Origin of the sequence: Microbacterium sp. NPDC007973, assembly GCF_042958465.1 — a bacterium.
GTDB classification, from domain to species: Bacteria; Actinomycetota; Actinomycetes; order Actinomycetales; family Microbacteriaceae; genus Microbacterium; species Microbacterium galbum.
Map to the genome: position 1 here is coordinate 101,625 of NZ_JBIBJJ010000003.1, position 25,852 is coordinate 127,476.

Genomic DNA, 25,852 nt, shown 5'->3' on the forward strand with positions numbered 1-25,852 from the left:
GCATGCATATCTTCGAGGTCATCATCCTCGGGCTCGTCCAGGGCCTGACCGAGTTCCTCCCCATCTCCTCCAGCGCGCACCTGCGCATCGTGGGGGAGTTCCTGCCGTCGCAGACCGATCCGGGCGCGACGTTCACCGCCATCACGCAGATCGGCACCGAGCTCGCCGTCCTGATCTACTTCCGCAAGAAGATCGGCCGCGTCATCTCGCGCTGGTTCCTCTCGCTCAGCGGCAAGGTGCCGCGCAACGACCCCGACGCCCGCATGGGCTGGCTCGTCATCCTCGGCACGATCCCGATCGCCCTGCTCGGCGTGCTGCTGCAGAGCCTCATCCGCGACAACTTCCGGAGCCTGTGGATCACCGCGATCGTGCTGATCGTCTTCGGCATCCTGCTGGGTCTCGCCGACCACTACGGCAAGCGCCGTCGCGACCTCGACGACCTCACCTACCCGCACGGCATCGCCTACGGTTTCGCGCAGGCGCTCGCCCTCGTGCCCGGCGTCTCGCGCTCGGGGGCGACGACCACGCTCGGCCGCGCCCTCGGGTACAAGCGCACCGCCGCCGCGGAGTACTCGTTCCTGCTCGCGGTGCCCGCCGTCTTCGCCAGTGGTCTGTTCGAGCTCTACAAGAGCTTCGACGAGGGCACCGGCCCGTACAACCTCGGTGAGACCGCGATCGCCACGGTCATCGCGTTCGTGGTGGGCTACCTCGTGATCGCCTTCCTCATGCAGTACCTCAAGCGCGGCAGCTTCCTGCCGTTCGTGGTCTACCGCATCGCGCTGGGTCTGCTCATCATCGTCCTGCTGCTGACCGGCGTCATCCCCGCGGTGTCGACGGTCATGACCAGCTGATCCCGGGATGCCGTGACGACGGCGCCGTCCCTTTCGGGGCGGCGCCGTCGTCACGTGCGGGCGAGGCGGGTGCCGATGGCTTCGACGGGCTCAGCCACCTCGGTTCGGTCCGTGTGTCGGTGCGAGGTCCCCGAGCGTGTCGAAGGGACAGGGCGTTTCGCGACGGAGGCTAGCGACGCGGCGGGTCGTCGCGACCGGGCTTGGAGGGACCTTCGCCCCCGCGGCGCAGATAGCGCTCGAACTCCTGGGCGATGGCATCGCCCGACGCCTCGGGAGAGTCCCACGTGTCGCGGGTCTGCTCGAGCTGGCGGATGTAGTCGCTCATCTCCTCGTCATCGGCCGCGGCGGCGTCGATCGACGCCTCCCACTGGCGCGACTCGGATTCGAGGTCGCCGCGCGGAACGGTGATGCCGGTGATCGCCTCGAGCCTTTCGAGCAGCGCGAGCGTGGCCTTGGGAGAGGGGGTGTGTCCCGCGACGTAGTGCGGGACGCTGGCCCAGAGGCTGGCGGTCGGGATGCCGACCTGCTCCGAGGCGTGACCGATCGCGCTCAGGATGCCGACAGGCCCCTCGTAGAGGCTCCGTTCGAGTCCGAGCGACTGCCGCACGCCGTCGTTGTCGCTGCCGGCGAAGACCGAGATCGGGCGCGTGTGCGGTACGTCGGACATCATCGATCCGAGCGCGACGAAGCCGGTGACGTCCTCCCGCAGAGCGACGTCGATGAACTCCGCCGCGAACGCCTGCCAGGCGCGCGCGGGCTCCACGCCGACCAGCAGCCAGATCTCCGCATCGCCCGACCGCTCGGTCGGACGCAGCAGTGTGGCCTCGGGCCAGGTGAGCGTGCGCCGACCCTCGGCATCCAATCCGATCTGGGGGCGCGTGTACTGGTAGTCGAAGTACAGCTCGGGGTCGACCGTGTGCACGACCTCGTACTCCGCGTCGGCGCGCAGAAGCGCCGCCGCGGCGGACGCGGCTTCTCCGGCGTCGTTCCAGCCGTCGAAAGCGGCGACGATGATCCGGCGACCCAGTGCGTCCACGCAACCTCCTCTGCCCCGTCGGGGCTTCGTTCCAGGATAGGCGCACCCGCGCGGGGGCGGTCGGACCGGGCGACCCCGCGGGCGCGGGGGAGGAGCCGCGCCTTCCATAAGATGGAACGATGACTTCTTCCGCCCTCGCTGCGGTCCTGTGGGACATGGACGGCACCCTCGTCGACACCGAGCCCTACTGGATGGCTGCCGAGGTGCCGCTGGTCGAGCGGTTCGGGGGCACCTGGTCGCACGAACAGGCCCTGGGCATGGTGGGCCTCGCGCTCGAGGACTCCGCGCGCCTGCTGCAGAACGCCGGCGTGCCGTGGGGTGTCGACGAGATCATCGCCCACCTGACCGACGAGGTGCTGCGCCAGCTCGCGAGCACGGGCGTGCCGTTCCGACCGGGCGCGCGCGAGCTGCTCGCCGACCTCAAGGCGCACGGGGTCAAGACCGCACTGGTGACGATGTCGATGCGGCGCATGGCGCTGTCGATCGCCGAGCTCATCGACTTCCCCGCCTTCGACGTGGTCGTCGCCGGCGACGACGTCGAGCGGCCCAAGCCCCACCCCGATCCCTACCTACAGGCGGCCGAGGCCCTCGGTGTGGACATCCGCGACTCCCTCGCGATCGAAGACAGCCCCAACGGCCTGCGATCGGCGATCGCCAGTGGCGCGGTCTCGCTCGGCGTCCCCCTGATGGTCCCGCTCGAGGGCGTCGGAGCGCACGCGCTCTGGTCGAGCCTCGAGGGGCGGACCGCCGCCGATCTCCGCGCCCTCCACGACGCGCACACCCCGACCCGACTCCCCGAAACGCGAGTGAACCCATGAGCGAGACCCCTCACCTGAGCGGACCTTTCCGCATCGGCGACCGCGTGCAGCTGACCGGACCGAAGGGCCGCATGCACACGATCACCCTGCGCGAGGCGGGAGAGCTGCACACCCACAACGGCGTGTTGAAGCACTCGCTCCTGGTCGGGCAGCCCGATGGCAGCGTCGTCACCAACAGCTCCGGCCACGATTACCTGGCCGTGCGCCCCCTGCTGCGCGACTTCGTCATGTCGATGCCGCGCGGAGCGGCGATCGTCTATCCCAAGGACGCCGCGCAGATCCTGGCCCAGGCCGACGTGTTCCCCGGCGCGACGGTCGTGGAGGCCGGCGTCGGCTCCGGTGCCCTCTCCCTGTGGCTGCTGCGAGCGATCGGCCCGGCCGGTCGCCTGCTGTCGTTCGAGCGCCGCGAGGAGTTCGCCGAGGTGGCCCGCGCCAACGTCGAGACCTTCCACGGCGAGCACCCCGCCACCTGGGAGGTCGTCGTCGGCGATCTCGTCGAGAGCCTCCCGAACGCCGTGGCTCCGGCCTCCGTCGACCGCGTCGTGCTCGACATGCTCGCGCCGTGGGAGTGCATCGACGCCGTGGCCGACGCGCTGACCCCCGGCGGCGTCGTGCTCTGCTACATCGCCACCGCGACGCAGCTCAGCCGCGTCGCGGAGTACATCCGCGCGACGGGCCTGTTCACCGAACCGGATGCCAGCGAGACGATGGTCCGCGGATGGCACGTCGAAGGCCTCGCCGTGCGCCCCGACCACCGCATGGTCGCCCACACCGGCTTCCTCATCACCGCCCGTCGTCTGGCGCCGGGCGCGATTCCGCCCGAGGTCAAGCGCCGCGCGTCGAAGTCGAGCTACGGCGACGAGGACGTCGAGCTGTGGACGCCGGGCGCCGTCGGCGATCGCGAGATCACCGACAAGAACCTGCGCAAGCGGGTGCGCGAGGCGCAGAAGTCCGCGGAGGGCGTCCGCCAGTCGGTGGCGGGCGCGACCGCGCCCACGGAGGGTGCCCCCGCGCCGGAGTGACCAGGGTGGGGCGGCGGGTGAGAGCCGCGCGAGCACCTAAACTGTTCCGGTGCGCAGACTTCCCGCTCTCGTTGCCGTGACCGCTCTGGCCGGATTCGGCCTCGTCGGGTGCTCGGCATCCGCCGCCTCGTCGTGCCCGACGCCCACCGACGCGAGCATCTCCTCGGTCGTCGAGGCGACCGGCGATCTCGGCTCGGCGCCCACCGTCACGGTGCGCTCGCCCTTCCTCCCGGCGCAGGCCGGCACCGACACCCTGATCGCGGGCGACGGGCAGCGCATCACCAGCGACAAGCAGCTCGCGCTGGTCGACGTCACCGTGCTCGACGCGGCGACCGGTGAGCAGCTCGTCGCCACGAAGTACGACGCCGATCTCGCGACCGCGACGCCGCTCCCGCGCCTGACGCAGGCCGTGCCCTCGATCGCTCCCCTGCTGAACTGCGTGGCCGAGGGCTCGCGCGTGGCCGTGGCCATCCCGGGCTCCGACCTCGGGGCCGACGGGGCGAAGGCGCTCGGCGTCACCGAGGGCGACGGCGCGGTCTTCGTCTTCGACGTGCGCAAGGTGTTCCTGCCCGCTGCCGACGGGGCCGACCAGTACAACGCCGACTCCGGCATGCCCTCCGTCGTGCGCGCGCCCGACGGTCAGCCGGGTGTCGTCATCCCCGCCGGTGACGCCCCGACCGAGGTGCGATCGCAGGTCATCAAGAAGGGCGACGGCGATGTGCTGACGGCCGACTCCTCGGCCATCATCCACGTCCAGGGCGTCGCCTGGGGCGCCAAGACCACCTTCGCCTCCACCTGGAAGAACGGCGCCCCGGGCCAGGCGAAGGTCTCCGCGCTGCCCCCGGCCCTCGCCTCGGCTCTCGAGGGCCAGCCGGTGGGCTCGCAGGTCCTCGTCGTCGTGCCCGCCGACCAGACACAGCAGGACCAGCAGGCGCTGCAGGCCCCGGCGAACACCGCGCTGGTGTACGTCGTCGACATCCTCGGCACCATCGGCTGAGTCCGCGCCTCCCCGTCGTTTCGGGACCGGCCCGCCGTCGCCGTGCGCGCGCGGGCCGGCCTCGGCGGTTCGGCCCCGGCCCCGGCCTAGGATGGGCGGGTGCCCGCCGCTTCCCGCAACGCTCCCGAGGAGCGTCTGGTGAACCTCGTCGTCGCGCTCATGGCGACCGAGCAGGGCCTGACGAAGGACACGATCCTGTCGTCGGTGGCCGGGTACCGCGAACAGCTCGATGCGGGGGCTTCGAAAGACGCGCTCGAGAAGATGTTCGAGCGCGACAAGGAGAACCTCCGCGGGCTGGGCGTGCCCATCGAGACGATCGGCAATCGCACCGACCCCGACGACCTGCGCGAGGCCCGTTATCGCGTGCCGACCGCGGAGTACGCGCTCCCCGTCGACATCTCCTTCAGCCCCGCGGAGATCGCGCTGCTCAACCTCGCCGGCGGGGTGTGGGGCAGCGAGTCGCTCTCGGTCGACGCGCGCAGCGGCCTCCGCAAGATCCGCGCCCTCGGCATCGCCGTCGACGAGCCGATCATCGGCTACGCCCCGCGCATCCGGGTGCGAGACGCCTCCTTCGGCGCGTTGCAGCGCGCGATCGAGCAGTGCCGCACCGTCATCTTCACGTACCTGCGCCCGGGCGATGCGCAGCCGCGCGAGCGCCGTCTGCGTCCTCTCGCCCTCGTCGAGTACGAGGCGCGATGGCACGTCTTCGGCTTCGACGTGAACGTCGGCGCCGATCGCACGTTCCTGCTGTCGCGCATCGTCAGCGACGTCACCCTCACCCGGGAGAAGTTCCCGCCCGCGTTGCGCGAGGGGGCGGGGGAGCGCGCTCTCCGGGGACTGGACGACGTCGCCGCGCGTCAACGAGCTCTGCTCGAGGTGCACCCGGGCACCGAGGCCGCATTGCGTCTCGCACGGCGGGCGGAGGAGGCGCCGCAGGGCATCGTCGTGCCGTACGTCGATCTGCACGTCTTCGCCGACGAGTTGGCCTCCTACGGCCCCGAGGTGCGCGTGGTGGCCCCCGCCGACCTGCGCACCGAGGTCATCCGGCGCCTGCGGGCGACCCTGGAGCGGCACGGGGGAGCGGCATGAGCGTCGATCGTCCCGGGGGCGACCGCCCGATCGCGGCCCTCGATCGCGCCGCGCTCCTGCTGCAGCTCGTGCCGTACCTTCTGGGCAAGGGCGAGGTGAGCGTGGCGGATGCCGCGGCCGAGTTCGACGTCGCGCCCGAGCAGATGCGCGCGATGGTCGAGCGCCTGACCGTGATCGGCCTGCCCGGGGAGCAGGGGTACTGGCAGCTGCCGCACGACCTCTTCGACATCGACTGGGACCTGCTCGACCGCGACGACGTCATCGCCATCACGAACACGGTCGGGCTCGAACGCTCCCCGCGGCTGACGGCCCGAGAGGCGGCAGCGCTGCTCGCCGGTCTGCAGCTCGCCCGCAGCCTCCCCGGCGTGGGCGACACCGACGTGGTCTCGGGGCTGCTCGAGAAGCTCGCTCGGGGAGCGGCCGCCGCTCCGCCGCCCGTGATCGTCGCGCCCGGACCCGTCGACGGCGTCCGCGACGTGGTCGACCGCGCCCTGCGCGAGCGCGTCGCGGTGACCTTCGTGTATCGCGCCCCGGGTGCCGCTCCGGCCTCGCGCACCGTCGACCCGATCAAGGTGCACATCGCCAACGGCCAGTGGTACCTGCAGGGCTGGGATCACCTCCGCCAGGCCGTGCGCACCTTCCTCCTCGACCGCGTCAGCGAGCCGACCCTCACCGACATCGCGGCCGTCCACGGTGCCGACCCCGTGCCGGAGCTCTTCGCTCCGGGCGACGACGAGGTGGTCGCGCGTTTCCGCTTCCCGCGCGCCGTGGCGCCTTTGCTGGCGGACTACCTCGACCGCGCCGAGATCGAGGATGCCGACGACGACACGGCCGTGGCATCCCTGCGCCTCGCCGACGAGCAGAGTCTGAAACGGCTCGCGGCCCGCCGCGGGGGAGACGTGGAGCTGCTGGAGCCGCTCGGCGCGCGGCGCGCGGCGGCCGCGTGGGCGGCGGCGGGGCTGGCGCAATACATCGACGAAGACTGATCCGCCGGCGGTGTACCTGGACGCTACGGGGATTTCCCCGCGGGTCGGGTCGCCCGTCGTGTGCGCGGGTTAGACTGATGACTCGCCCGAACGAGACGAGGAGTCCTCATGTTCCAGGGATTGACCGGATGGCACCTGCTAGTCGTTCTGGCTGTCATCCTCCTTCTTTTCGGTGCCGCCAAGCTCCCCGCGCTCGCGAAGAGCGTGGGTCAGTCGGCCCGCGTGTTCAAGAGCGAGATGAAGGAGATGAAGCGCGACGACGAGGTCGCGTCCGCGCAGTCCTCCGACGTTCCGCGGCCCGCCGACAGCGGTACCGCGCCGTCCGTGGCACCCGAACCGCGCAGGTCGACCGACCCCACCGTCTGACGCGTGGCGACGGCACGATCGCCGCGGATCGACCTCCCCGAGGAACCGCGGCGCGATAAGCGCATGTCGATCGGGGCGCACCTGGTCGAACTGCGCAAGCGGTTGATGATCGCCGCGCTCGCCCTCGTGGTCGGCATGGTGGTCGCGTTCATCATCACCGATCCGATCATCCACCTGATCACCGAGCCGATCCGCGAGATCGCCGCGCGGCGAGGAGACGACTTCTCGGCGCTGAACTTCACCTCGGTGACGTCGGCGTTCGACCTGCGCATGCGGATCGCCTTCTCGATCGGCATTTTCCTGTCGGCACCGATCTGGCTCTGGCAGATCTGGGCGTTCATCATGCCCGGTCTCACGCGCAAAGAGATCCGCTACACGGTCGGCTTCGTGGCATCCGCGGTTCCCCTGTTCTTCGTGGGGTGCTGGGTCGGTCTGCTCATCGTCCCGCACGTGATCGAGCTCATGTGGGGCTTCACCCCCGAGGGCGGGGTCAACTTCTACAACGCCGTGGACTACTACGACTTCGTCTTCAAGCTGTTGATCGTCGTGGGCGTCTCGTTCGTGCTGCCGGTGTTCCTGGTCGCCCTCAACGTCGCGGGCGTCATGAGCGGCAGGGCGATCTTGAAGGGCTGGCGAGTCGCGATCCTCATCGCCGTCATCTTCTCGGCCCTCGCCACCCCCGCGGCCGACGTCGTGAGCATGCTGATGCTGGCCGGCATCCTGATCGTGCTCTTCTTCGCCGCGGCCGGACTGTCGTTGCTGTTCGACCGCCGCAAGGCCCGTCGCGTCGCCGCGGAGATGGCGCCGGGGCCCATCGCGTGACCTCCCCCAGCCCCGCGGAGCGCTTCGCCCGCGCGAGCGCTCGCTCGTCGCACCCGCACACCGCCGACTTCGCCGAGATGCAGCGGTTCGAGCTCGACGACTTCCAGATCGCCGGATGCCACGCCCTCGAGGACGGGCGGAGCGTCCTGGTCGCCGCGCCCACCGGTGCCGGCAAGACCATCGTCGGCGAGTTCGCCATCCACCTCGCGATGCTCGAGCCGGGCGACAAGGCGTTCTACACCACGCCCATCAAAGCGCTCTCGAACCAGAAGTTCCACGAGCTGCAGGAGGTGTACGGCGACGACGAGGTCGGCCTGCTCACCGGCGACACCAACATCAACGCCTCGGCGCGCATTGTCGTGATGACCACCGAGGTGCTGCGCAACATGCTCTACGCCGATTCACCGGCGCTGCGGGGCCTGCGATTCGTCGTGATGGACGAGGTGCACTACCTCGCCGACCGCTTCCGCGGCGCCGTGTGGGAAGAGGTCATCATCCACCTCCCGCCGTCGGTGAAGCTCGTGTCGCTGTCGGCGACCGTGTCGAACGCCGAGGAGTTCGGAGACTGGCTCGACACCGTGCGCGGCGACACCGAGGTCATCGTGTCGGAGACGCGTCCTGTTCCTCTGGAACAGCACGTGCTCGTGCGGGGCGACCTGCTGCCGCTGTTCGACGACCGCGCCGGCGTGGCCACGGCCCAGGTCAACCAGGAGCTGCTGCGCATCCGCGGCGGCAACGCGGGCGGGTACGAGAACAACCGGCGGGCCCAGGAGTACCGCTCCGCCCGCCACGCCGGAGGCCCGCGCCACGCGCATCAGCGCCGCGGCGGACACAAACCGCTGCGCGCGCAGCAGGGCCCGCGCATCGAGCGCATCGACCGTCCCGAGGTGGTCGAGCTGCTGCAGCGCAACCACCTGCTGCCGGCGATCTTCTTCATCTTCAGCCGCGCCGGGTGCGACGCGGCCGTTCAGCAGCTGCGCCGCGCGAACGTGCGTCTCACCTCGGCGGAGGAACGCGTCGAGATCCGCCAGATCGTCGACGAGCTGACCTTCACCCTCAAGGACGAAGACCTCGCCGTGCTGCATTTCTGGGAGTGGCGCGACAACCTCGAGCGCGGAATGGCGGCCCACCACGCGGGCCTGCTGCCGGCGTTCAAGGAGGTCGTCGAAGAGCTCTTCCGCCGCAAGCTCGTGAAGGTCGTCTTCGCGACCGAGACGCTCGCCCTCGGCATCAACATGCCCGCGCGCACCGTGGTGCTGGAGAAGCTCGAGAAGTTCAACGGCGAGGCCCGCGTCGCCATCACCTCGGGCGAGTACACCCAGCTCACCGGCCGTGCCGGCCGTCGCGGCATCGACGTCGAGGGCCACGCGGTCGTGCAGTTCACCGAGGGGCTCGACCCGCAGTCGGTCGCGGCCCTCGCCTCACGTCGCACCTACCCGCTCAACTCGAGCTTCCGCCCCACCTACAACATGGCCGTGAACCTCATCGACCAGTTCGGGCGGGCCCGCGCGCGCGAGATCCTCGAGTCCTCGTTCGCCCAGTTCCAGGCCGATCGCTCGGTCGTGGGTCTGGCGCGTCAGGTGAAGGATGCCGAGGAGTCGCTCGACGGCTACGAGAAGGCGATGACGTGCGACCGCGGCGATTTCCGCGAGTACTCCACGATCCGCCGCGAGCTCAGCGACCTCGAGAAGATCAACCGTCGCGACGCCACCGCGCCCCGGCGCCTGAGGGACGAGCGCCAGCAGCAGATCCAGTCGCTGCGCAAGCGGATGCAGCGGCATCCGTGCCACTCGTGCCCCGACCGCGAGGCGCACGCGCGCTGGGCGGAGCGGTACTGGAAGCTCAAGCGCTCCACCGACAAGACGCGGCAGCAGATCGATCAGCGCACGGGCACCGTGGCGCGCGTGTTCGACCGCGTCGTCGAGGTGCTCGCCGCGCTCGAATACGTGGCGATCGAGGCCGACGGCGCGACGGTGCTCACGCGCGCCGGCCGCACGATGCGCCGCATCTACGGCGAGCGCGATCTGCTGGTGGCCGAGTCGCTGCGCCAGGGCCTGTGGGAGGGGCTGGACGCCCCCTCGCTCGCGGCCCTGGCCTGCTGCCTCGTATACGAACCGCGTCGCGACGAGGCGGGGCCGGGGGAGCGAGGACTGCCCCGCGGCGCGTTCCGGGGAGCCCTGGATGCCACGCAGACGCTGTGGCAGGAACTCGACGACCTCGAACGCGACCACCGCCTCCCCGGCTCGGAGAGCCCCGCCTCGGGTCTGGCGCCGGCCATGCACGCCTGGGCGCGCGGGCTGCCGCTGGACAGCGTGCTGACCCTGGCCGACATGGCCGCGGGGGACTTCGTGCGATGGGCCAAGCAGACGATCGACCTGCTCGACCAGATCTCGCTCGTCGCGGAGCCGCCGCTCGCGAAGACCGCGCGCACCGCACTGGACGCGGTGCGTCGGGGCATCGTGGCGTACACGTCGGCATGAGCGGCACGACCCCGCCGCCGCGACCTCTGCTGCGTCTGGCCTTCGCCGCGCCGTTGTCGGTCGTGGCGGGACTCCTTCTCGTCACCGCCTATCCCGCGCTCGCGTGGTGGCCCCTCGCGTTCCCGGCCGTCGCCCTGGCCCTGCTGACGCTCATCGGCCGCCGGTTCTGGTCGGCCGTTTTGATGGGCTTCCTCTTCGGCGTGGCCTTCTTCTCGGTCAACCTGCTCTTCACGGCGCGTTACCTGGGACCCATCCCGTGGGCCGCGCTCTTCGTGCTCGAGGCGCTGCTGACGGCGGTGCTCGCGGTGCCGATCGCCCTGGCGTACCGGTGGGTGCCCCGAGTGGCCCCCGGGGTGCTCGGCCGCACGCTCGCGCTCCCGGCGCTGGTGGCGGGACTCTGGGTGCTGCGCGAACAGATCGTCGGCTCGTGGCCCTACGGCGGCTTCCCCTGGGGGCGCATCGGCGTGTCGCAGGTGAACGGGCCGTTCGCCGAGGTTGCGTCGTGGGTGGGGATGTCGGGCCTGTCGTTCCTCATCGTGCTGCTGTGCGCCATGGTGATCGAGCTCGTCCGTCTCCACCGTTTCCGCAAGCCGCTCGCCGCCGTCCCCGCCGCCGGGTTGCTCGTGGCGCTGCTGGTGCTCCCGCAGTTCCCGACCACGGCGGCCGGGTCGCTCCGCGTCGGCGCGGTCCAGGGGAACGGCCCGGCCGGGTACTTCGACCAGAGGGCGCGCAATGCCGTGTTGAACGCGCAGCTGGCGGCATCCGCCCCGCTCTTCGGCCAGCAGATGGACGTGCTCCTCTGGCCCGAGGGAGGCGTCGACTCCGACCCGACCGCGAACAGCTCGAACTCCGCGGTGCTCGAGGAGCTGTCGCGCCGCGTCGACGCGCCGCTGCTCGTGTCCGCGGTGACGGAGCGCGGGCCCGACCTGTTCAATTCGGCGCTGCTGTGGACGGCCGACGGGCAGTCCGGTGCGACGTACGACAAGCGGCATCCGGTGCCGTTCGGCGAGTACGTGCCCGACCGGGCGTTCTGGGAGCCCTTCGCACCCGACCTCATCGGGCTCATCGGTCGCGAGTACACGCCGGGCACGGCGAGTCCGCTCATCGACATCGATGGCGTGGGCGTGGGGCTGGCGATCTGCTTCGACGTCATCTACGACGACGTCGTGTGGGACGGGGCCGACGCGGGCGCCCAGGTCTACATGTTCCAGACCAACAACGCCGACTTCCGCGGCACCGACGAGAACCTGCAGCAGCTCGCCTTCGCGCAGATGCGCGCGATCGAGACGGGGCGTGCGGTCGTGAACCTGTCGACGGTCGGGACCAGCCAGGTCATCGCGCCCGACGGGTCGACGCTCGATGCTCTGCCGATCGACGAGGCCGGCCACATGCTGACCGACGTGCCCCTCCGCACCGGTCTGACGCCCGCGGTCGTGATCGGTCCCGCCGTGAAGGTGGTGCTCGGGTGGGGGAGCCTCGCCGGTCTTCTCGCGGCAGGGCTGTCGCTGGCGGTGCGCGCGCAGCGCACGAAGAAGACGCCGACCCCCACGGGGGCCGGCGTCTGAATTCTCAGGGCGTTTCCATCAGAACGCCCTGATCGGCACGTCAGGCGCTGAGCTTCTCGTTGCCCGCGCCACGACGGGCGCGCACGAAGGCGAGGCGCTCTTCGAGCAACTCCTCGAGCTCGGGGAGTGTGCGACGCTCGAGCAGCATGTCCCAGTGCGTGCGGGCGGCCTTGTCGCCCGAGTGGTCGACGGTCGCGGTGCTGTCGCCGATGCGCAGCAGCGCTTCGGCGCCGCACGTGCGGCACTCCCAGGACTCCGGAACCTCGGCGTCGGCAGCGAAGGTCAGGACGGTGTCGCGTCCACAGGTGCTGCAGGTGTAGGTGTGTTGTGCACGGTCGTGGAACACGACGCCGTCTTCGCTCTGGAGGCTCTGGGCGCCGAGTCGGATGCCGCGGAGACTGCGGTCTGCCATTTTGTGGTCCTCTCGTCGGTCACCATGTATAACGTCCGCACCTGTGCGCTTTATTCGAACGACGGGCATCGTGGCGCCTTTCACAGAGGATGCTCAGACAGCCGGAGTTCCCCGCGTGTTCACCTTCCGGAGGGCCGCATCGGCCCGGTCCGTGACGAGGCCGTCGACGCCCAGATCGAGCAGGCGTTCCATGTCGTCGTCGGCGTTCACCGTCCACACGTGCACCTCGACGCCGTGCGCGTGCGCATCGCGCACGAGGCCGCGCGTGACGATGCGCAGAGGCCCCTGCCTCTCCGGTACCTGCAGGGCGTCGAGCCCGTCGAGGAGGGCGCCCACGCGCCCCGCCCGTCGCAGGGCACGCGCGGCGAGCAGCCGCACCACGGTCGCCTGTCCCGGCGATGTCGCGGGGCGTTGCGCGGCTCCGGCTGCGCGCGCGGCGGCGAGCGCCTCGAGGCGGCGATCGTCGGAGAAACTCGTCACCAGCACCCGCTCGGCGTGCGGTGCGACCAGCCGCCCGACACCGTCAGCGGCGGCAGCCGCCTTGACGTCGAGGTTGAACCGCAGCTCGGGGAACGCCTCGAGGGCCTGCGCGAGGGTGATGAGACCGCCGCGGTCGGCCATGATCTCCTCGAGCTCGTGGAGGCGCACATCGGCGATCCGCCTCGGGTCGCCGGCCACGCGCCGGAGATCGTCGTCGTGGAACAGCACGACCGTTCCGTCAGCGCTCACGTGGCAGTCGGACTCGACGTAGGCGGCCCCGGCGGCGTGCGCCTCGGCGACAGCGGCGAAGGAGTTCTCGACGACGCCGTGGGAGGCGGCATCCGCCGTCACGAGTCCGCGGTGGGCCAGCACGCGCGGAGCGGCGGGGGACAGGTAGGGATGCCGCATCATCGGGGCGTGGAGGGGTCGGCGTCGGGCGAAAGCGACGCGGGGCCGTCCTCGCCGGGAGTGCGGGAGGTGAAGGCTCCGGAGAAGCCCTTGAGGGCTTCGGTGAACTCGCTCGGGATGATCCACAGCTTGCTCGCGGCGCCGTCGCTGATCTTGGGCAGCGTCTGCAGGTACTGGTAGGCAAGGAGCTTGTCGTCGGGACGGCCCTCGTGGATCGCCGTGAAGACGGAGTGGATGGCCTCGGCCTCGCCCTGCGCGCGCAGCACCGCCGCCTGCTTGTCGCCCTCGGCCTCGAGGATCGCCGCTTGACGGCGGCCCTCGGCCTCGAGGATCTGCGACTGCTTCGAGCCCTCGGCGGTCAGGATCGCGGCGCGCCGGTCGCGTTCGGCCCTCATCTGCTTCTCCATCGAATCCTGGATCGAAAGGGGCGGATCGATCGCCTTGAGTTCGACGCGCCCGACCCGGATCCCCCACTTCCCCGTGGCCTCGTCGAGCACGACGCGCAGCTGCCCGTTGATGTTGTCGCGACTGGTGAGCGCTTGCTCGAGGTTCAACCCGCCCACGACGTTGCGCAGGGTCGTGGTCGTGAGCTGCTCGACGGCGCCGAGGTAGTTGGCGATCTCGTAGGTGGCGGCGCGCGCGTCGGTGACCTGGAAGTAGACGACGGTGTCGATCGAGACGACGAGGTTGTCTTCGGTGATCACCGGTTGCGGGGGGAACGACACGACCTGCTCGCGCATGTCGATGAGCGGTCGCACCCGGTCGATGAGCGGGACGACGAGGTTGAGGCCGGGCGTGAGGGTCTTGTGGTAGCGCCCGAGACGCTCGACGACCCCCGCGCGGGCCTGCGGGATGATGCGGATGGCGCGCACGAGCACGATGACGACGAACGCCGCCACCACGATCGCGAGGACCCACCCGATGGTGGCCGGGATCGACGTTGCGAGGTTCATGACTGTCCGATTCTCATGGGGGTGCCTCCTGGCTTCGCGCGGACGACGGCCGTGGCGCCGTCGATGCGGACGACCTCGATGCGCGTGGCGGGGTCGAGTCGGGTGTCGCCGTCGCTGCGCGCGGTCCACACGTCGCCGTTCGCGAGCTTGACCTGCCCCGCGACGGCGGGAGAGACCCGCGACAGCACGAGACCCTCGAGCCCGAGGAGCGCTTCCACGTTCGACGGGCGGGCGTCGGCGCCGCGGTGCAGGCGTCGAAGGAGCGGAGGGCGCAGGAACACGAGGAGGGCGACGGCGGCGAGGGCGGCTGAGACGACCTGCAGCCACAGCGGTGCGCCGAGGACTCCCGCGCCGAGCCCGACCGCGGAGCCGCCGGCGAGCATGAGGAACGTCAGCTCGCCCGTGAGCATCTCGACGACCAGGAAGACCAGGATCAGCACGAGCCACCCGATCCAGGCCCACGTGTCGATGATGGAGAGAACGTCCATGTCGCACCTCCTGAGCCCGAACGTAGCACCGGGGAACGCCACCAGGGCCGCTTCCCGACGACCGCACAGGCTTCCCCGTCGGAGAAGCTTTCCCCGGCTGACCGGCTCCGCCGACCGAGGGCCTCCGCCGCTCGAGGAGCTACCCTTCCCGAGAGGGCGGCGGGGCGGTCGGTAGGCTGGGGAGTCGACCCACGATCTTCAGGAGTTCTCCCGTGTCCCAGACCCTCCCGTCCGGCTCGCTGAGCGGCAAGACCGCCCTCGTCACCGGTTCGTCGCGCGGCATCGGCGCCGACACCGTCCGTTACTTCGCCGAGGCCGGCGCCGATGTCGTCATCAACTTCCGCAACAAGGCGCCGCGGGCCGAGAAGCTCGCCGCCCAGCTGCGCGAGCTGGGTGTCGAGGCGCTCGTGGTGGGCGCCGACCTGACCGACCCCGAGTCGGTCGCGGCGATGTTCGGCGAGGTCGAGCGCACGTTCGGCGGCCTCGACATCCTCGTGCTCAACGCCTCGGGCGGCATGGAGTCGGGCATGGCCGAGGACTACGCCCTGCTGCTGAACCGCGACGCACAGGTCAACGTGCTCGAGACGGCGCTGCCGCTGCTGAACGACGACGCGCGCGTCGTCTTCGTCACCAGCCACCAGGCGCACTTCATCCGCTCGACCCCGACGATGCCGGAGTACGAGCCGGTGGCCCTCTCCAAGCGCGCGGGAGAAGACGCGCTGCGCGAGAAGATCCCCGCACTCGAGGAGCGCGGGATCGGCTTCACGGTGGTCTCGGGCGACATGATCGAGGGCACGATCACCGCGACGCTGCTCGAGCGCGCGAACCCCGGCGCCATCGCCGCCCGCCGCGACGACGCCGGCAAGCTCTACAACGTCGCCGAGTTCGCCGCCGAGGTCGCGCGTGCGGCCGTCGACCCGGTGCCCGCCGACAACACCCGCCTCGTCGGAGACACGGGTTCGTTCGGAGGCGAGTGAGCATGCGGCCGACCGACATCGAGTCCCTGATCGGGGTCGGTCGGCCCGCGATCTCCTCGGACGGCGCCTTCGCCGTCTTCGCGACCTCACGCCCCGACCTCGCCGCCGACCGTGCGGTGGGACAACTCTGGCGGGCCGATCTCGCCACGGCCTCGTCACGCCGTCTCACCCGTGGGGTAGAGGATCGGTCGCCGCGTCTCTCACCCGATGACGCCGTCGTCGCCTTCCTCCGCGGCGACGCGAAGGGGCGCCCGCAGATCTTCGTCGTCGGTGCCTCCGGCGGTGAGCCCGTGCAGGTCACCGACCGACCCGGGGGAGTCACCGACCTCGCCTTCTCGCCCGACGGCCGACGTCTCGCGTTCACGGCACGGGTGCCGGAGCCGGGGCGTTACGGCACCGTCGAGGGGCGGGATGCCGGTGCCGAACCCCCGCGGCGCATCACCGGCATCCGGTGGCACGCGAACGGCCTCGGGTATCTCGATCGCCCGACGCAGGTGTTCGTGGTCGACGTGCCCTCCACCGACGCGGAGCCGTTCTACGATCCCGCGCCCGCGATCGACGAGCCCGAGACGCGCGTCGTGGCCCACCCTGCGACGCAGCTCACCCGCGGCGACACGAGCTGGGCCGGCGTGGCCTGGACGCTCGACGGCGCCGAGGTGCTCAGCGTGCCCGACGTGATCGAGACTTCGCGGCGCGACCTGCGCGACCGCGTCGTCGCGATCGCCGTCGACGGGGGAGCGCAGCGCGAGGTGCTGGGCATCGCGGAGAACCTGTCGGTGTCGGCGGTCCAGACGGCGCCCGACGGAACGGTCTTCCTCCTCGCGCACGATGTCGGCGGCTCGGGCGTGGATTTCGTCGCGCCGGGCGTGGCGCTGTTCGCCCTCGACGGCGACGCACCACGCGTGCTGACCGACCCCGAGACGATCGACCTCGGCGAGGTGGGCAGCCACCTCTCGTTCGACGGCGACGACGTCCTCGTGCAGGATCGCACCCGCGGGCGGGTGCGCCTGCTGCGCGTGACGCGGACGGGCACCGTGACCGAGGTTCTCGGCGGCGACCTCGAGGTGAACGGTCACGCCGCGGCGGCGGGCCGGGTCGTGGCATCCGTCGCCTCTCCCGAGTCGTTCGGCGAACTCGTGATGATGCACGGGCGCGAGATGCGGGCGTCGACGAGGTTCGGGGCCGCGGCGTGCGACCGCGACGTCGTCGTGCCGATCGAGCACGAGGTGACCGGGCGCGACGGCTACCCCGTGCACGGCTGGGTCGCCGTCCCCGAGGGCGAGGGCCCGTTCCCGGTGATCCTGCAGATCCACGGCGGCCCCTACGCCGCCTACGGCGTGCACCTCTTCGACGAGACCCAGGTGCTGGTGGATGCCGGCTACGCGGTGGTCTACAGCAACCCGCGGGGGAGCGCCGGATACGGTCGCGCCCACGGGCGAGCGATCCGGCAGCGCATGGGGACGCTCGACTTCTTCGACGTCATGGACTTCTTCGACGCCGTCGTGACTGCCGACCCGCGGCTGGACGCGGGACGCGTCGGCGTCATGGGCGGGTCGTACGGCGGGTACCTGACGGCGTGGATCATCGCGCACGACCACCGCTTCGCGGGCGCGATCGTCGAGCGCGGCTTCCTCGACCCCGCCTCCTTCCCCGGTTCGAGCGACATCGGCTCGTTCTTCGGCCAGGAGTACGTCGGCACCGATCCGACGCAGGTCGCGGCGCAGAGTCCGATGGCCGTGGTCGACCGGGTGCGCACGCCGACGCTCGTGCTCCACTCCGAGCTCGACTTCCGCTGCCCACTCGAACAGGCCACGCGCTACTACGCGGCGTTGAAGCAGCAGGGGACCGAGGCCGAGATGCTCGTCTTCCCCGGCGAGGATCACGAGCTCACCCGCGCCGGGCGGCCGCAGCACCGCGTCCAGCGGTTCGAGGCCGTGCTCGAATGGTGGGGCCGGCATCTGCCGGTGACCTGACGGACGGCCCGGACGCGAGGGCATCCGAGCCGTCCGTCGGTCGGGGTCAGACGGCCTTGCCGAACTGAATCGCGCGGACGATCTGGAAGACGCCGAGGATGACGAGCGAGACGCCGATCAGCAGGAACAGCGTGACCGCCCCCAGCAGCGGCGAGAACAGCAGGACGACGCCGGCGACGATGCTGACGATCGCGAAGAAGATCGTCCACGCGCGCGCCTTCGATCCGTGGCCCGCGGTGGTGAGCGAGACGACGCCCTCGATGATCCACAGGATGCCGACGAGCGTGCCGATGAAGACGCCGAACCACGCGGCAGCGGCAGGCAGGTTGGTGAACGAGAAGATGCCGGCGACGATGAACAGCACGCCCAGCACGATGTAGCCGATGCGCGCCCAGCCGGAGCGCCAGAACAGACCGATACCGATGTTCACCACTCCGGCGATGATGACGTAGACGGCGATGATCCCGACGGCGACCTGGGCTGTGCGACCGGGCCAGAGCAGGATCAGCAGGCCGATGACGAGCGCCAGTGCGCCGCTCACGCCGAGGGCGGTCCGAACGGCTCCGACGGCGGGACTGGTCGTGGACGAGGGCGACATGGCGAGCCTTTCTGAGTGAACGCTGAGAACAGTGCTCACCCTAGACCCGGACGTGAAACCCGCGCGAACGTCCCGTCGCGGACGGTCACGCGGGGGAGTGGTCGAGCAGGAGCGCGACCGCGAACAGGACGGGCAGGCATCCGACCGTCGAGATGAACACGACGTCGCGCGAGAGGATCTCGCCGACGCCGTAGCGCTGTGCGAAATTGAACACGTTCTGCGCGGTGGGAAGTGCCGCGAGCACCACGACGATGAAGATCTGCTCCTCGGGCAGACCGAACAGCGACGCCACCAGCAGCGCGATCGCGGGCATGGCGATCAGCTTGAGCGCCGAGGCGATGACGACGTCCACGCGGCGCCCGGGCTCCGTCAACACCCGCTGGCCGTACAGCGACATGCCGTACGACATCAGCAGCACGGGGACGCACGCGCCCGCGATGAGGTGGAGGGGGTCGAAGACGATGGGCGGCAGGTCGATGCCGAGCAGCGCGACGAGGACGCCGAGCGCGGAGCCGATGAGCATCGGGTTCTTCGCCGTCTGCGCCAGGATGCGTCCGATGTTCCGGGAGCCCGAGGTCGCGGCATCCAGAATGCCCAGGGCGATCGGCATCAGCACGAGCAGCTGGAACAGGATGACGGGCGCCGAGAACGCGGCGTTGCCGAGCATGTAGAGCGAGATCGGGATGCCGATGTTGTTGCTGTTCACCTGCCCCGCCGACAGCGCGCCGATCACGGTCTCACCGACCGGTCGGCGCAGGATCAGCGCCGAGATGAGCACGGAGACGGCGATGATCGCGGCGGCGGTGATCATCGACACCGGCAGCAGGGCCGAGAACAGCGTCGCCACGTCCGCCCTGGCGAGCACCGTGAACAGCAGGAACGGCGACAGCACGAAGAAGGTCAGGCGGCTGAGGACGTGCCGCGCGTGCGGACCCAGCAGATCGATGCGCGCGATGACATAGCCCACGATCACGGCGAGGCCGACGACGGCGAATCCGGTGAGGATGCCGCTCACGCGTGGATCCCGGGACTGGACGTGGGGGAGAGAGGCATCCTCTCGAGCGTAGTGGGGACGCGGAGGCGGCCGTGACGCGGGTGCGGGGCGGAAGGAAGCTTCGCACGGAGCGGGGCGTGTCGGGTCACGGGCAGCGGCGCAAGTCCCGGGGGAGGCCGGGGACGCGGCTCTATCCTCGGCTCCTGACATCCCCGTCGGGGGCCTTCGACCGTCTGGAGCTCCGCGTGAACACCTACCCCGCCGACCTCACCGAGATCCTCGAGCGTGAACCGCTGCCGGCAGCCGGGATCGACTCGGACGACGTCGCGTACGAGATCGACGGTGTCGCGTATCGCGGATATCGCGCGCGGCCGGCCGGCGAGGGGCGGTATCCGGGCGTGATGGTCGTGCACGACTGGCTCGGTGTGACCGACTACGTGCGCATGCGGTGCGACATGCTCGCCCGGCTCGGTTACGCCGCGTTCGCCGCCGACGTGTACGGCGCAGACGTTCGACCGACCCCACAGGAAGCCCCGGCGGTCGCCGGGCAGTTCTACCAGGATCGTCCGCTGTGGCGGAAGCGCCTCGTCGAGGCCTTCGAGCAGTTCCGCGCCGACCCCTCGGTGGATGCCGACCGCACCGCGGCCATCGGCTATTGCTTCGGCGGTTCCTCGGTACTGGAGCTCGCTCGCACGGGCGCGGACGTCGACGCGGTCGTCAGCTTCCACGGGGGCCTGCTCACCGGGCCCGAGGGTGAAGCGGAGAACATCACCGCCAGCCTGCTGGTGCTGCACGGCGCGGCGGATCCCGTCGCGCCCGACGACGCGATGATCGCCTTCGAGAACGATCTGCGCACGGCGCCGTCGGTCGATTGGCAGCTCGTGTCGTACGCGAACGCGATGCACGCGTTCACGCTGCCGGATGCCGATGCTCCCGAGCAGGGCGCGCAATTCCAGGCCACCGCCGAGCGACGCAGCTGGGCGGCGATGACGGCGTTCCTGTCGGAGGTCTTCGGCTGAAGCAGGCTGCTTCGTGGCTGTTGCTGAGGTAAGCCGATAATGCACATTATGTCAGCTTGCGTCGATTGAGCGGATCCCCCGCGCCGAGGGAAACCCGTGCGCTGTCTCTCCGCCGGAGTCAGGATCCCGTGCGGATCCACTCCGACGTCACGCCGATCACCCGCGAGCCGTCGAGGTCGCCGAGCGACAGGCCCGCGAAGCGCACCGCGGCCTCGGATGTCTGCCACCGGAACTTGGGCTCCGACGTGGTGGCCGCCTCTACGACGGTTATCGCGGCATCCTCCGCCGACTGCGCGGCGGCGAACGACGCGGCCGTGCGGTCGAGGTAAGCCTGTTGCAGTTCGGTGTACGGGCCGGCCGGAGCACGGTGCACAGACTCGGTGAACGACGATGCCACGGCGGCGGGTTCGACGATCGCGACGTCGATGCCGAACGGCGCGACGACCGGAGCGAGGGACTGCATCAGCCCCTCGACCGCGAATTTCGCCCCGCAGTACGCGTCGGCGAACGGCTGTCCGACCGCTCCCCCGACGCTGGTGACGGTGACGATGCGTCCGTGGCCGCGTTCGCGCATACCGGGGAGCACCAGACGGGTCAGGCGGGCGACCGAGAGGTAGTTCGTGTCGAGCTGCGCGAGAAGATCGGCGTCCGACAGCTGCTCGAGCGTGCCGACGGCGCCCCGACCGGCGTTGTTGACGAGGATGTCGACGGGGCCGACGTCGTCGATCAGAGCCTCGGCCGCAGCCGCATCCGTCACCTCCAAAGCGCGGATGTCGAGCTCGACCCCCGCCCGGGCGGCGGCCTCGCGTAACGCGTCGGCGCGGGAGACGTCGCGCACCGTCGCGATGACCGCGACACCCGCCTTCGCGAGTCCGATGGACGTGTGCAGGCCGATGCCGCTGGAGGTGCCGGTGACGAGCGCAGTAGTCATGCGCTCATCCTCCTCCCCTCCGCGGGAGAGAGAAATGCGGTTCTCATCCAGCGAACGCTGACAGGCTGACGCGATGACGATCGATCGGGGGCACGGTCTTCGCCGCGCCATGAGGCGCCGTCCCCGGACGGCCGTGGCTCTCGCGGCGACCGGACTGCTGATGCTGTGCCTCGCGCTGCTGACGATCGTCATCGCCGTCGGAGCGCGCGGCGACGGGAGGACCGAGGTCGTCGTCGGATCGTGGGATGCCGACGCGATCCTCTCCGTGGCGGGACCGGCATCCGCTCTGCTCCTGCTCGTGGTCCTGTGCGCGATCCGGGCTCCGCGGTGGTGGCTGCTGCTGTTCGTACCGCTGCGCCTGGCGGCGGGCGTGGTGCTTCTCGGCGCGCTGCTCCTCGCGGCGTTCACGACAGGCGGAACCGTCGTGCCTCTCGTCGTGGACGGGTGCCGGAGCGGCTACGTGGTCAGCGAACGTCGGCCGTGGGACGAGACCGACGTGCGGGTGCTCCGAGTCGACGGGCTGACGGGAACGCTCGTCGCGAGCGGGACGGCTCGCGACGGCGGGCACCCCTTCGCCGACGGGGACTACCGGGTCGTGAGCGACGGCGAGAACCTGCGCGTGCGGTCGTCCCGCCTCACCGGTCCCACGTTCGTTCTTCCGGTGCTCGCCGGTCCGGTATCCGGTTCGTGCGGTCTGCCGGATGGGCAGGCGCCGCTTCCCACGCCCACGGCGGAGCCGGCGGCTCGACAGTCCGAGGAGGGGCCTGCGCCCGCTCCGCTTCTCGGTGACACGCGCGCTGAGGTGGCCCGCATGGTGCAGGTGACCCTGGATGCCGCGACCGCACCCGTCAGAGACGCGGACGGGGCGTTCGTCGAGGCCCCGGCGGCATCCGATCTGCCGTGCGACGGCACGACCGGGATCGCCCTCGTCTTCGCGACGGGCGACAACAGCGCCTCGTACGCGTCGATCCTCGCGGCGTGGGACGCCGAGGGCTTCTCCGCCGATCGCGCGATGCAGGAGGACCTCCGCGACAACGGCGTCGTGCGGCTCGCCGCGCGCGACAGGTCGACGATCGACGGACTGCTGCACCTCTCGCTGACGGCGCCGTGCCGTGCCTCGTGACACAGGCGCGGGCATACACGCGTGGGGGGTGACGGGGCACGTGCCGCGCGTGACGGACCAGCGGGCGCGGGGCGCCGCAGACGCCGGAGCCGCGCGTCAGGTCAGGGGTTCGAGAGTCACCCATCGGCCGCCGAACTTCGGCTCGCGGCCGTCGCCCGACGACGTGCGGGTCAACCGCCGCCGCACCCAGGGCGCGACGTGCTCGCGATAGTAGGCGGAGCCCTTCAGCCGCTCGGTCTCGGGGATCTCGCGCAGACGCCACCACTCCCCCGGCGGGGTGAGGCCGACGGACTCGATCACGCGGGCGGCGACGCGATGGTGGCCGCGAGGATTCATGTGCAGGCGGTCCACCGACCAGAACTCCGCGCCCGCCAGCTCCCGGTCGAACCAGTTGTAGGCCGTCAGCACGTCGGGCCGTGTCTCGAGGCGTTTCTCGACCGCGTGGGAGAGGCGGTCACCGCGCGCTTCGATGAGCTTGCCGAGCGGCAGCCCCGCCGAGGGGTTCGCACCGGAGAGCATGATGAGCTGCACGCCCTCCTCGTCGCAGCGGCGAACGACGTGGTCGAAGAGGTCGACGATGCGCTCGATGCCGGTCCGTGGGCGCAGCATGTCGTTGCCGCCGCCGTTGAACGACAGGTGGGTCGGCTTCAGCGCGAGCGCGGGCTCGAGCTGCTGCGCGACGATCGGCTCGATGAGCTTGCCGCGGATAGCGAGGTTCGCGTACTCGATCGGCTCCCCCGCGGCATCCGCCCACCCTTGGGCTGCGAGATCGGCCCAGCCTCGTACGGTGCCGTCGGGTAGTTCGTCGCCGACTCCCTCGGTGAACGAGTCGCCGATCGCGACGTAGCGCACGGATGCCATGCCCCGAGCCTACGCGCGCGACGCACAGGCGACGCGCAGTCGGTCGCCCGCCATGCTCACCGGTTCGGGGCGCATTCCGACGTTCGGGCGGATGGTTCGCGCGCCGAACGGTGGAATCCGCCCCGAATCAAGGGAACAGGCCTCCGTGAGCGGCTGCGCTGGGGAAAGCGGGGCTACGCCAGTGCCCGACCCCGCTGCTCGCGCAGGAAAAGCGCGGCGACGACGGCGACGGCGAAGAACGCCGCGAAGACGACGAAGAGCAGGGGCGCTCCCCCCAGCCCGAGCAGTGGCGGCACCGCGAGAGGGGCGAGGATGGATGCGATGCGCCCGACACCCGCGGCCCACCCCGCGCCCGTCGCGCGCAGGGCCGTCGGGTAGGTCTCCGGGGTGGCGGCGTAGAGCGCGCCCCACGCGCCGAGGTTGAAGAACGACAGGGCCATGCCCGCGGCGATCACCGCGACCTCGCCCGATGCCGTGCCGAACAGCACGGCCGAGACGGCGGATCCGGCGAGGAACGTCGCGAGTGTCGCACGGCGGCCCCACGCCTCGATCAGCCAGGCCGCGACGGCGTAGCCGGGCAGCTGGGCGAGCGTGATCACCAGGGTGAAACCGAACGAGCGCACGAGGTCGTAGCCCTGCGAGACGAGGATCGTCGGGATCCAGATGAACGCCCCGTAGTACGAGAAGTTCACGCAGAACCACAGCACCCACAGGCTCGCGGTGCGCGCGCGGAGGGCGGGTGCCCACAGTGCGCTCACGCGCGGCCGGGGGGCGGGAGGGGATGCCGCGACCCCCTCCGTCGACGCTTCGAGGGCGATGCGACCGGCGGCGGCCTCCAGGTCGCGCACGATCACGACCGCCTCCGCGTTGCGTCCGCGCGAGGCGAGCCACCTCGGGGACTCGGGCAGCCCCCACCGGACGACGAGCGCGTACACCGCGGGGATCGCGCCGAGGGCGAAGGCCCACCGCCAGCCGTCGGCGGACGACGGCACCACGAGGTAGCCGATCACCGCGGCGGCCGTCCATCCGACCGCCCAGAACGCCTCGAGGAAGACGATGAGACGCCCCCGCATGCGCGCCGGCGCGAACTCGCTGACGTAGGTCGAGGCCACGGGCAGCTCCGCCCCGAGGCCCAATCCGACGACGAAGCGCAGCACGAGCAGCGCCGCCAGCCCTCCCACGAGGGCGCTCGCGCCGGTGGCGACGCCGTACACCAGCAGGGTGAGGGCGAAGACGTGACGGCGGCCGAAACGGTCGGCGAGCAGTCCGCCGACGCTCGCCCCGATCGCCATTCCGGCGAACCCCGCCGACGCGATCCACGACGCCTGCGTCGGGGCCAGCTGCCACTGCACGCTGAGCGCGGCGATGACGAACGAGATGAGCCCGACGTCCATGGCATCCAGGGCCCATCCCAGCCCCGATCCGCCGAGGATCCTGCCGTGCCGCCGGGTGAACGGGAGGGCGTCGAGACGCTCGGACACCCGGACGGTGTCGGTGCTCGTGGTCACCGGGCGGCGGGAGCGTCGGCGAGCATGTCGTGCACGAGCGGCCGCACCTGCGTGCCGTACAGCTCGATGCTGCTCAGGAGGTGGTCGTGCGAGATCGACCCGCTGGCCATCTTGAGCTGGAAGCGGCTGTTGCCGAGGGCCCGCACGGTCGCGGCGATCTTGCGGGCGACCGTCTCGGGCGAGCCCACGTACATCGAGCCCTCGGGGCCGACGTCGTGCTGGAAGCGCAGGCGGTTGTACTCCGGCCAGCCGCGCTCGCGCCCGATGGTGTTGTTCAGCTCGGCGACGCCCTCGTACGCTTCTTCCCACGCCTGTTCGTCCGTGGCGGCGACGTGCCCGGGCGAGTGCACCGAGATGGGCATCTGCGGCTTGCCGAGCTCGGCGAGCGAGCGGCGGTACAGGTCCGCGTACGGACGGAACCGCGCCGCCGAGCCGCCGATGATCGCGAGGACCAGGCCGTACCCGTAGCGCGCCGTGCGCACGACCGACTCGGGTGAGCCCCCGACCCCCACCCACGCCTTCAGACCGTTCTCGGTCTTCGGGTAGACGTCGGCGTCCTGCAGGGCGGGGCGCGTGCGGCCCGACCACGTGACGGGCCTCTCCTGCAGGAGGAGCGAGAACAGCTCGAGCTTCTCCTCGAAGAGCACCTCGTAGTCGGCGAGGTCGTAGCCGAAGAGCGGGAACGACTCGATGAACGATCCACGCCCGAGGATCACCTCGGCACGCCCGTGCGAGACGGCGTCGAGGGTCGCGAACCGCTCGTAGACGCGCACGGGGTCGTCGCTGGAGAGGACCGTGACGGCCGTGCCGAGGTGGATGTCCCGCGTCCGCGCGGCCGCCGCGGCGAGGACGATCTCGGGGCTGGTGACGGCGAAGTCCTTGCGGTGGTGCTCCCCCACCCCGAAGAACGACACGCCCACCTGGTCGGCCAGTACCGCCTGGTCGACGACGTTGCGGATGGTCTGCGCATCGGACAGCAGCGACCCGTCGGGGCCGCGCGAGATGTCTCCGAAGGTGTCGAGGCCGAGCTCGAGAGGGCGAACGTCCATGGGGTCTCCTTGCATTCGGATGAATGAACTTTACGCGTGCTCGGGG

Annotated in this window: 25 protein-coding genes; 14 read left to right on the top strand and 11 right to left on the bottom strand. The window is 70.9% G+C overall.

Annotated elements, in window-relative coordinates; all coding sequences use genetic code 11:
* Positions 1–2 precede the first annotated feature (2 nt).
* Complete coding sequence (locus ACFZA2_RS09390; protein ID WP_363391405.1) at positions 3–851, top strand: undecaprenyl-diphosphate phosphatase; 849 nt, start codon at positions 3–5, stop codon at positions 849–851.
* A gap of 169 nt (positions 852–1,020) precedes the next feature.
* Here ACFZA2_RS09390 and ACFZA2_RS09395 read toward each other — a convergent pair whose 3' ends face one another.
* On the bottom strand, positions 1,021–1,887 hold the full coding sequence (locus ACFZA2_RS09395; protein WP_391403654.1) for a PAC2 family protein: 867 nt from the start codon (positions 1,885–1,887) through the stop codon (positions 1,021–1,023).
* Between the two features lie 119 nt (positions 1,888–2,006).
* Here ACFZA2_RS09395 and ACFZA2_RS09400 point away from each other — a divergent pair, with 119 nt between their 5' ends.
* From ACFZA2_RS09400 to lnt, 9 genes are all read left to right on the top strand, one after another.
* Positions 2,007–2,705 carry an HAD family hydrolase gene (locus tag ACFZA2_RS09400; RefSeq protein WP_391403658.1) on the top strand — a complete coding sequence of 233 codons (699 nt, stop codon included), beginning with the start codon at positions 2,007–2,009 and terminating at the stop codon, positions 2,703–2,705.
* A complete protein-coding gene (locus ACFZA2_RS09405) occupies positions 2,702–3,727 on the top strand; it encodes a tRNA (adenine-N1)-methyltransferase (protein WP_391403661.1) in 1,026 nt (341 codons plus the stop codon). The genes ACFZA2_RS09400 and ACFZA2_RS09405 overlap by 4 nt, the downstream gene beginning before the upstream one ends.
* 49 nt (positions 3,728–3,776) lie before the next feature.
* Complete coding sequence (locus ACFZA2_RS09410) at positions 3,777–4,724, top strand: FKBP-type peptidyl-prolyl cis-trans isomerase (RefSeq protein WP_391403664.1); 948 nt, start codon at positions 3,777–3,779, stop codon at positions 4,722–4,724.
* Between the two features lie 159 nt (positions 4,725–4,883).
* On the top strand, positions 4,884–5,813 hold the full coding sequence (locus ACFZA2_RS09415) for a helix-turn-helix transcriptional regulator (protein ID WP_391405265.1): 930 nt from the start codon (positions 4,884–4,886) through the stop codon (positions 5,811–5,813).
* Positions 5,810–6,799, top strand: a complete 990-nt coding sequence (locus tag ACFZA2_RS09420) for a helix-turn-helix transcriptional regulator (protein WP_391403667.1) — start codon at positions 5,810–5,812, stop codon at positions 6,797–6,799. The genes ACFZA2_RS09415 and ACFZA2_RS09420 overlap by 4 nt, the downstream gene beginning before the upstream one ends.
* A 108-nt stretch (positions 6,800–6,907) precedes the next feature.
* Positions 6,908–7,165 carry a twin-arginine translocase TatA/TatE family subunit gene (tatA, locus tag ACFZA2_RS09425; RefSeq protein WP_391403670.1) on the top strand — a complete coding sequence of 86 codons (258 nt, stop codon included), beginning with the start codon at positions 6,908–6,910 and terminating at the stop codon, positions 7,163–7,165.
* Between the two features lie 63 nt (positions 7,166–7,228).
* Complete coding sequence (gene tatC, locus ACFZA2_RS09430; RefSeq protein ID WP_315995802.1) at positions 7,229–7,987, top strand: twin-arginine translocase subunit TatC; 759 nt, start codon at positions 7,229–7,231, stop codon at positions 7,985–7,987.
* Complete coding sequence (locus ACFZA2_RS09435; protein ID WP_391403673.1) at positions 7,984–10,467, top strand: DEAD/DEAH box helicase; 2,484 nt, start codon at positions 7,984–7,986, stop codon at positions 10,465–10,467. The genes tatC and ACFZA2_RS09435 overlap by 4 nt, the downstream gene beginning before the upstream one ends.
* A complete protein-coding gene (gene lnt / locus ACFZA2_RS09440; protein ID WP_391403676.1) occupies positions 10,464–12,032 on the top strand; it encodes an apolipoprotein N-acyltransferase in 1,569 nt (522 codons plus the stop codon). Before ACFZA2_RS09435 ends, lnt begins: the two co-directional genes overlap by 4 nt.
* Positions 12,033–12,072: 40 nt before the next feature.
* Here lnt and ACFZA2_RS09445 read toward each other — a convergent pair whose 3' ends face one another.
* The 4 genes from ACFZA2_RS09445 to ACFZA2_RS09460 all read right to left on the bottom strand — a co-directional run bounded on the left by ACFZA2_RS09445 (position 12,073) and on the right by ACFZA2_RS09460 (position 14,773).
* A complete protein-coding gene (locus ACFZA2_RS09445; RefSeq protein ID WP_391403679.1) occupies positions 12,073–12,444 on the bottom strand; it encodes an RNA polymerase-binding protein RbpA in 372 nt (123 codons plus the stop codon).
* A gap of 93 nt (positions 12,445–12,537) precedes the next feature.
* Complete coding sequence (locus ACFZA2_RS09450; RefSeq protein WP_391403682.1) at positions 12,538–13,332, bottom strand: glycerophosphodiester phosphodiesterase family protein; 795 nt, start codon at positions 13,330–13,332, stop codon at positions 12,538–12,540.
* Positions 13,332–14,285, bottom strand: a complete 954-nt coding sequence (locus ACFZA2_RS09455) for an SPFH domain-containing protein (protein WP_391403686.1) — start codon at positions 14,283–14,285, stop codon at positions 13,332–13,334. The genes ACFZA2_RS09450 and ACFZA2_RS09455 overlap by 1 nt, the downstream gene beginning before the upstream one ends.
* Positions 14,282–14,773: an NfeD family protein gene (locus ACFZA2_RS09460; RefSeq protein WP_391403689.1), complete on the bottom strand. Its 492-nt coding sequence runs from the start codon at positions 14,771–14,773 to the stop codon at positions 14,282–14,284. The genes ACFZA2_RS09455 and ACFZA2_RS09460 overlap by 4 nt, the downstream gene beginning before the upstream one ends.
* Before the next feature lie 212 nt (positions 14,774–14,985).
* Between ACFZA2_RS09460 and ACFZA2_RS09465 the strand changes: the two genes are divergently transcribed.
* Both ACFZA2_RS09465 and ACFZA2_RS09470 read left to right on the top strand, forming a co-directional pair.
* Complete coding sequence (locus ACFZA2_RS09465; RefSeq protein ID WP_363391431.1) at positions 14,986–15,750, top strand: SDR family oxidoreductase; 765 nt, start codon at positions 14,986–14,988, stop codon at positions 15,748–15,750.
* A 2-nt stretch (positions 15,751–15,752) separates the two neighbouring features.
* Positions 15,753–17,723 carry a S9 family peptidase gene (locus ACFZA2_RS09470; RefSeq protein WP_391403693.1) on the top strand — a complete coding sequence of 657 codons (1,971 nt, stop codon included), beginning with the start codon at positions 15,753–15,755 and terminating at the stop codon, positions 17,721–17,723.
* A gap of 46 nt (positions 17,724–17,769) precedes the next feature.
* Here ACFZA2_RS09470 and ACFZA2_RS09475 read toward each other — a convergent pair whose 3' ends face one another.
* Positions 17,770–18,321: an HdeD family acid-resistance protein gene (locus tag ACFZA2_RS09475; RefSeq protein WP_391403696.1), complete on the bottom strand. Its 552-nt coding sequence runs from the start codon at positions 18,319–18,321 to the stop codon at positions 17,770–17,772.
* Between the two features lie 85 nt (positions 18,322–18,406).
* Positions 18,407–19,336, bottom strand: coding sequence for an AEC family transporter (locus ACFZA2_RS09480; RefSeq protein WP_391403699.1), 930 nt, complete (start codon positions 19,334–19,336; stop codon positions 18,407–18,409).
* A gap of 224 nt (positions 19,337–19,560) precedes the next feature.
* Here ACFZA2_RS09480 and ACFZA2_RS09485 point away from each other — a divergent pair, with 224 nt between their 5' ends.
* Positions 19,561–20,334, top strand: coding sequence for a dienelactone hydrolase family protein (locus tag ACFZA2_RS09485; protein WP_391403702.1), 774 nt, complete (start codon positions 19,561–19,563; stop codon positions 20,332–20,334).
* A 118-nt stretch (positions 20,335–20,452) separates the two neighbouring features.
* Here the strand turns inward: ACFZA2_RS09485 and ACFZA2_RS09490 are convergent, their stop codons facing one another.
* Positions 20,453–21,265, bottom strand: a complete 813-nt coding sequence (locus tag ACFZA2_RS09490; RefSeq protein WP_391403705.1) for an SDR family NAD(P)-dependent oxidoreductase — start codon at positions 21,263–21,265, stop codon at positions 20,453–20,455.
* 109 nt (positions 21,266–21,374) lie between these two features.
* Here ACFZA2_RS09490 and ACFZA2_RS09495 point away from each other — a divergent pair, with 109 nt between their 5' ends.
* Positions 21,375–22,388 (top strand): hypothetical protein, encoded by a 1,014-nt coding sequence (locus ACFZA2_RS09495; RefSeq protein ID WP_391403708.1) that lies wholly within the window; start codon positions 21,375–21,377, stop codon positions 22,386–22,388.
* 96 nt (positions 22,389–22,484) lie between these two features.
* On the opposite strand, the gene ACFZA2_RS09500 is transcribed toward ACFZA2_RS09495, so the two are convergent.
* The 3 genes from ACFZA2_RS09500 to ACFZA2_RS09510 form a co-directional block, all read right to left on the bottom strand.
* Positions 22,485–23,249: an SGNH/GDSL hydrolase family protein gene (locus tag ACFZA2_RS09500; RefSeq protein WP_391403711.1), complete on the bottom strand. Its 765-nt coding sequence runs from the start codon at positions 23,247–23,249 to the stop codon at positions 22,485–22,487.
* 173 nt (positions 23,250–23,422) lie between these two features.
* Positions 23,423–24,757, bottom strand: coding sequence for an MFS transporter (locus ACFZA2_RS09505; protein ID WP_391403714.1), 1,335 nt, complete (start codon positions 24,755–24,757; stop codon positions 23,423–23,425).
* Positions 24,754–25,806 carry an LLM class flavin-dependent oxidoreductase gene (locus ACFZA2_RS09510; RefSeq protein ID WP_391403716.1) on the bottom strand — a complete coding sequence of 351 codons (1,053 nt, stop codon included), beginning with the start codon at positions 25,804–25,806 and terminating at the stop codon, positions 24,754–24,756. The genes ACFZA2_RS09505 and ACFZA2_RS09510 overlap by 4 nt, the downstream gene beginning before the upstream one ends.
* Between the last annotated feature and the right edge of the window lie 46 nt (positions 25,807–25,852).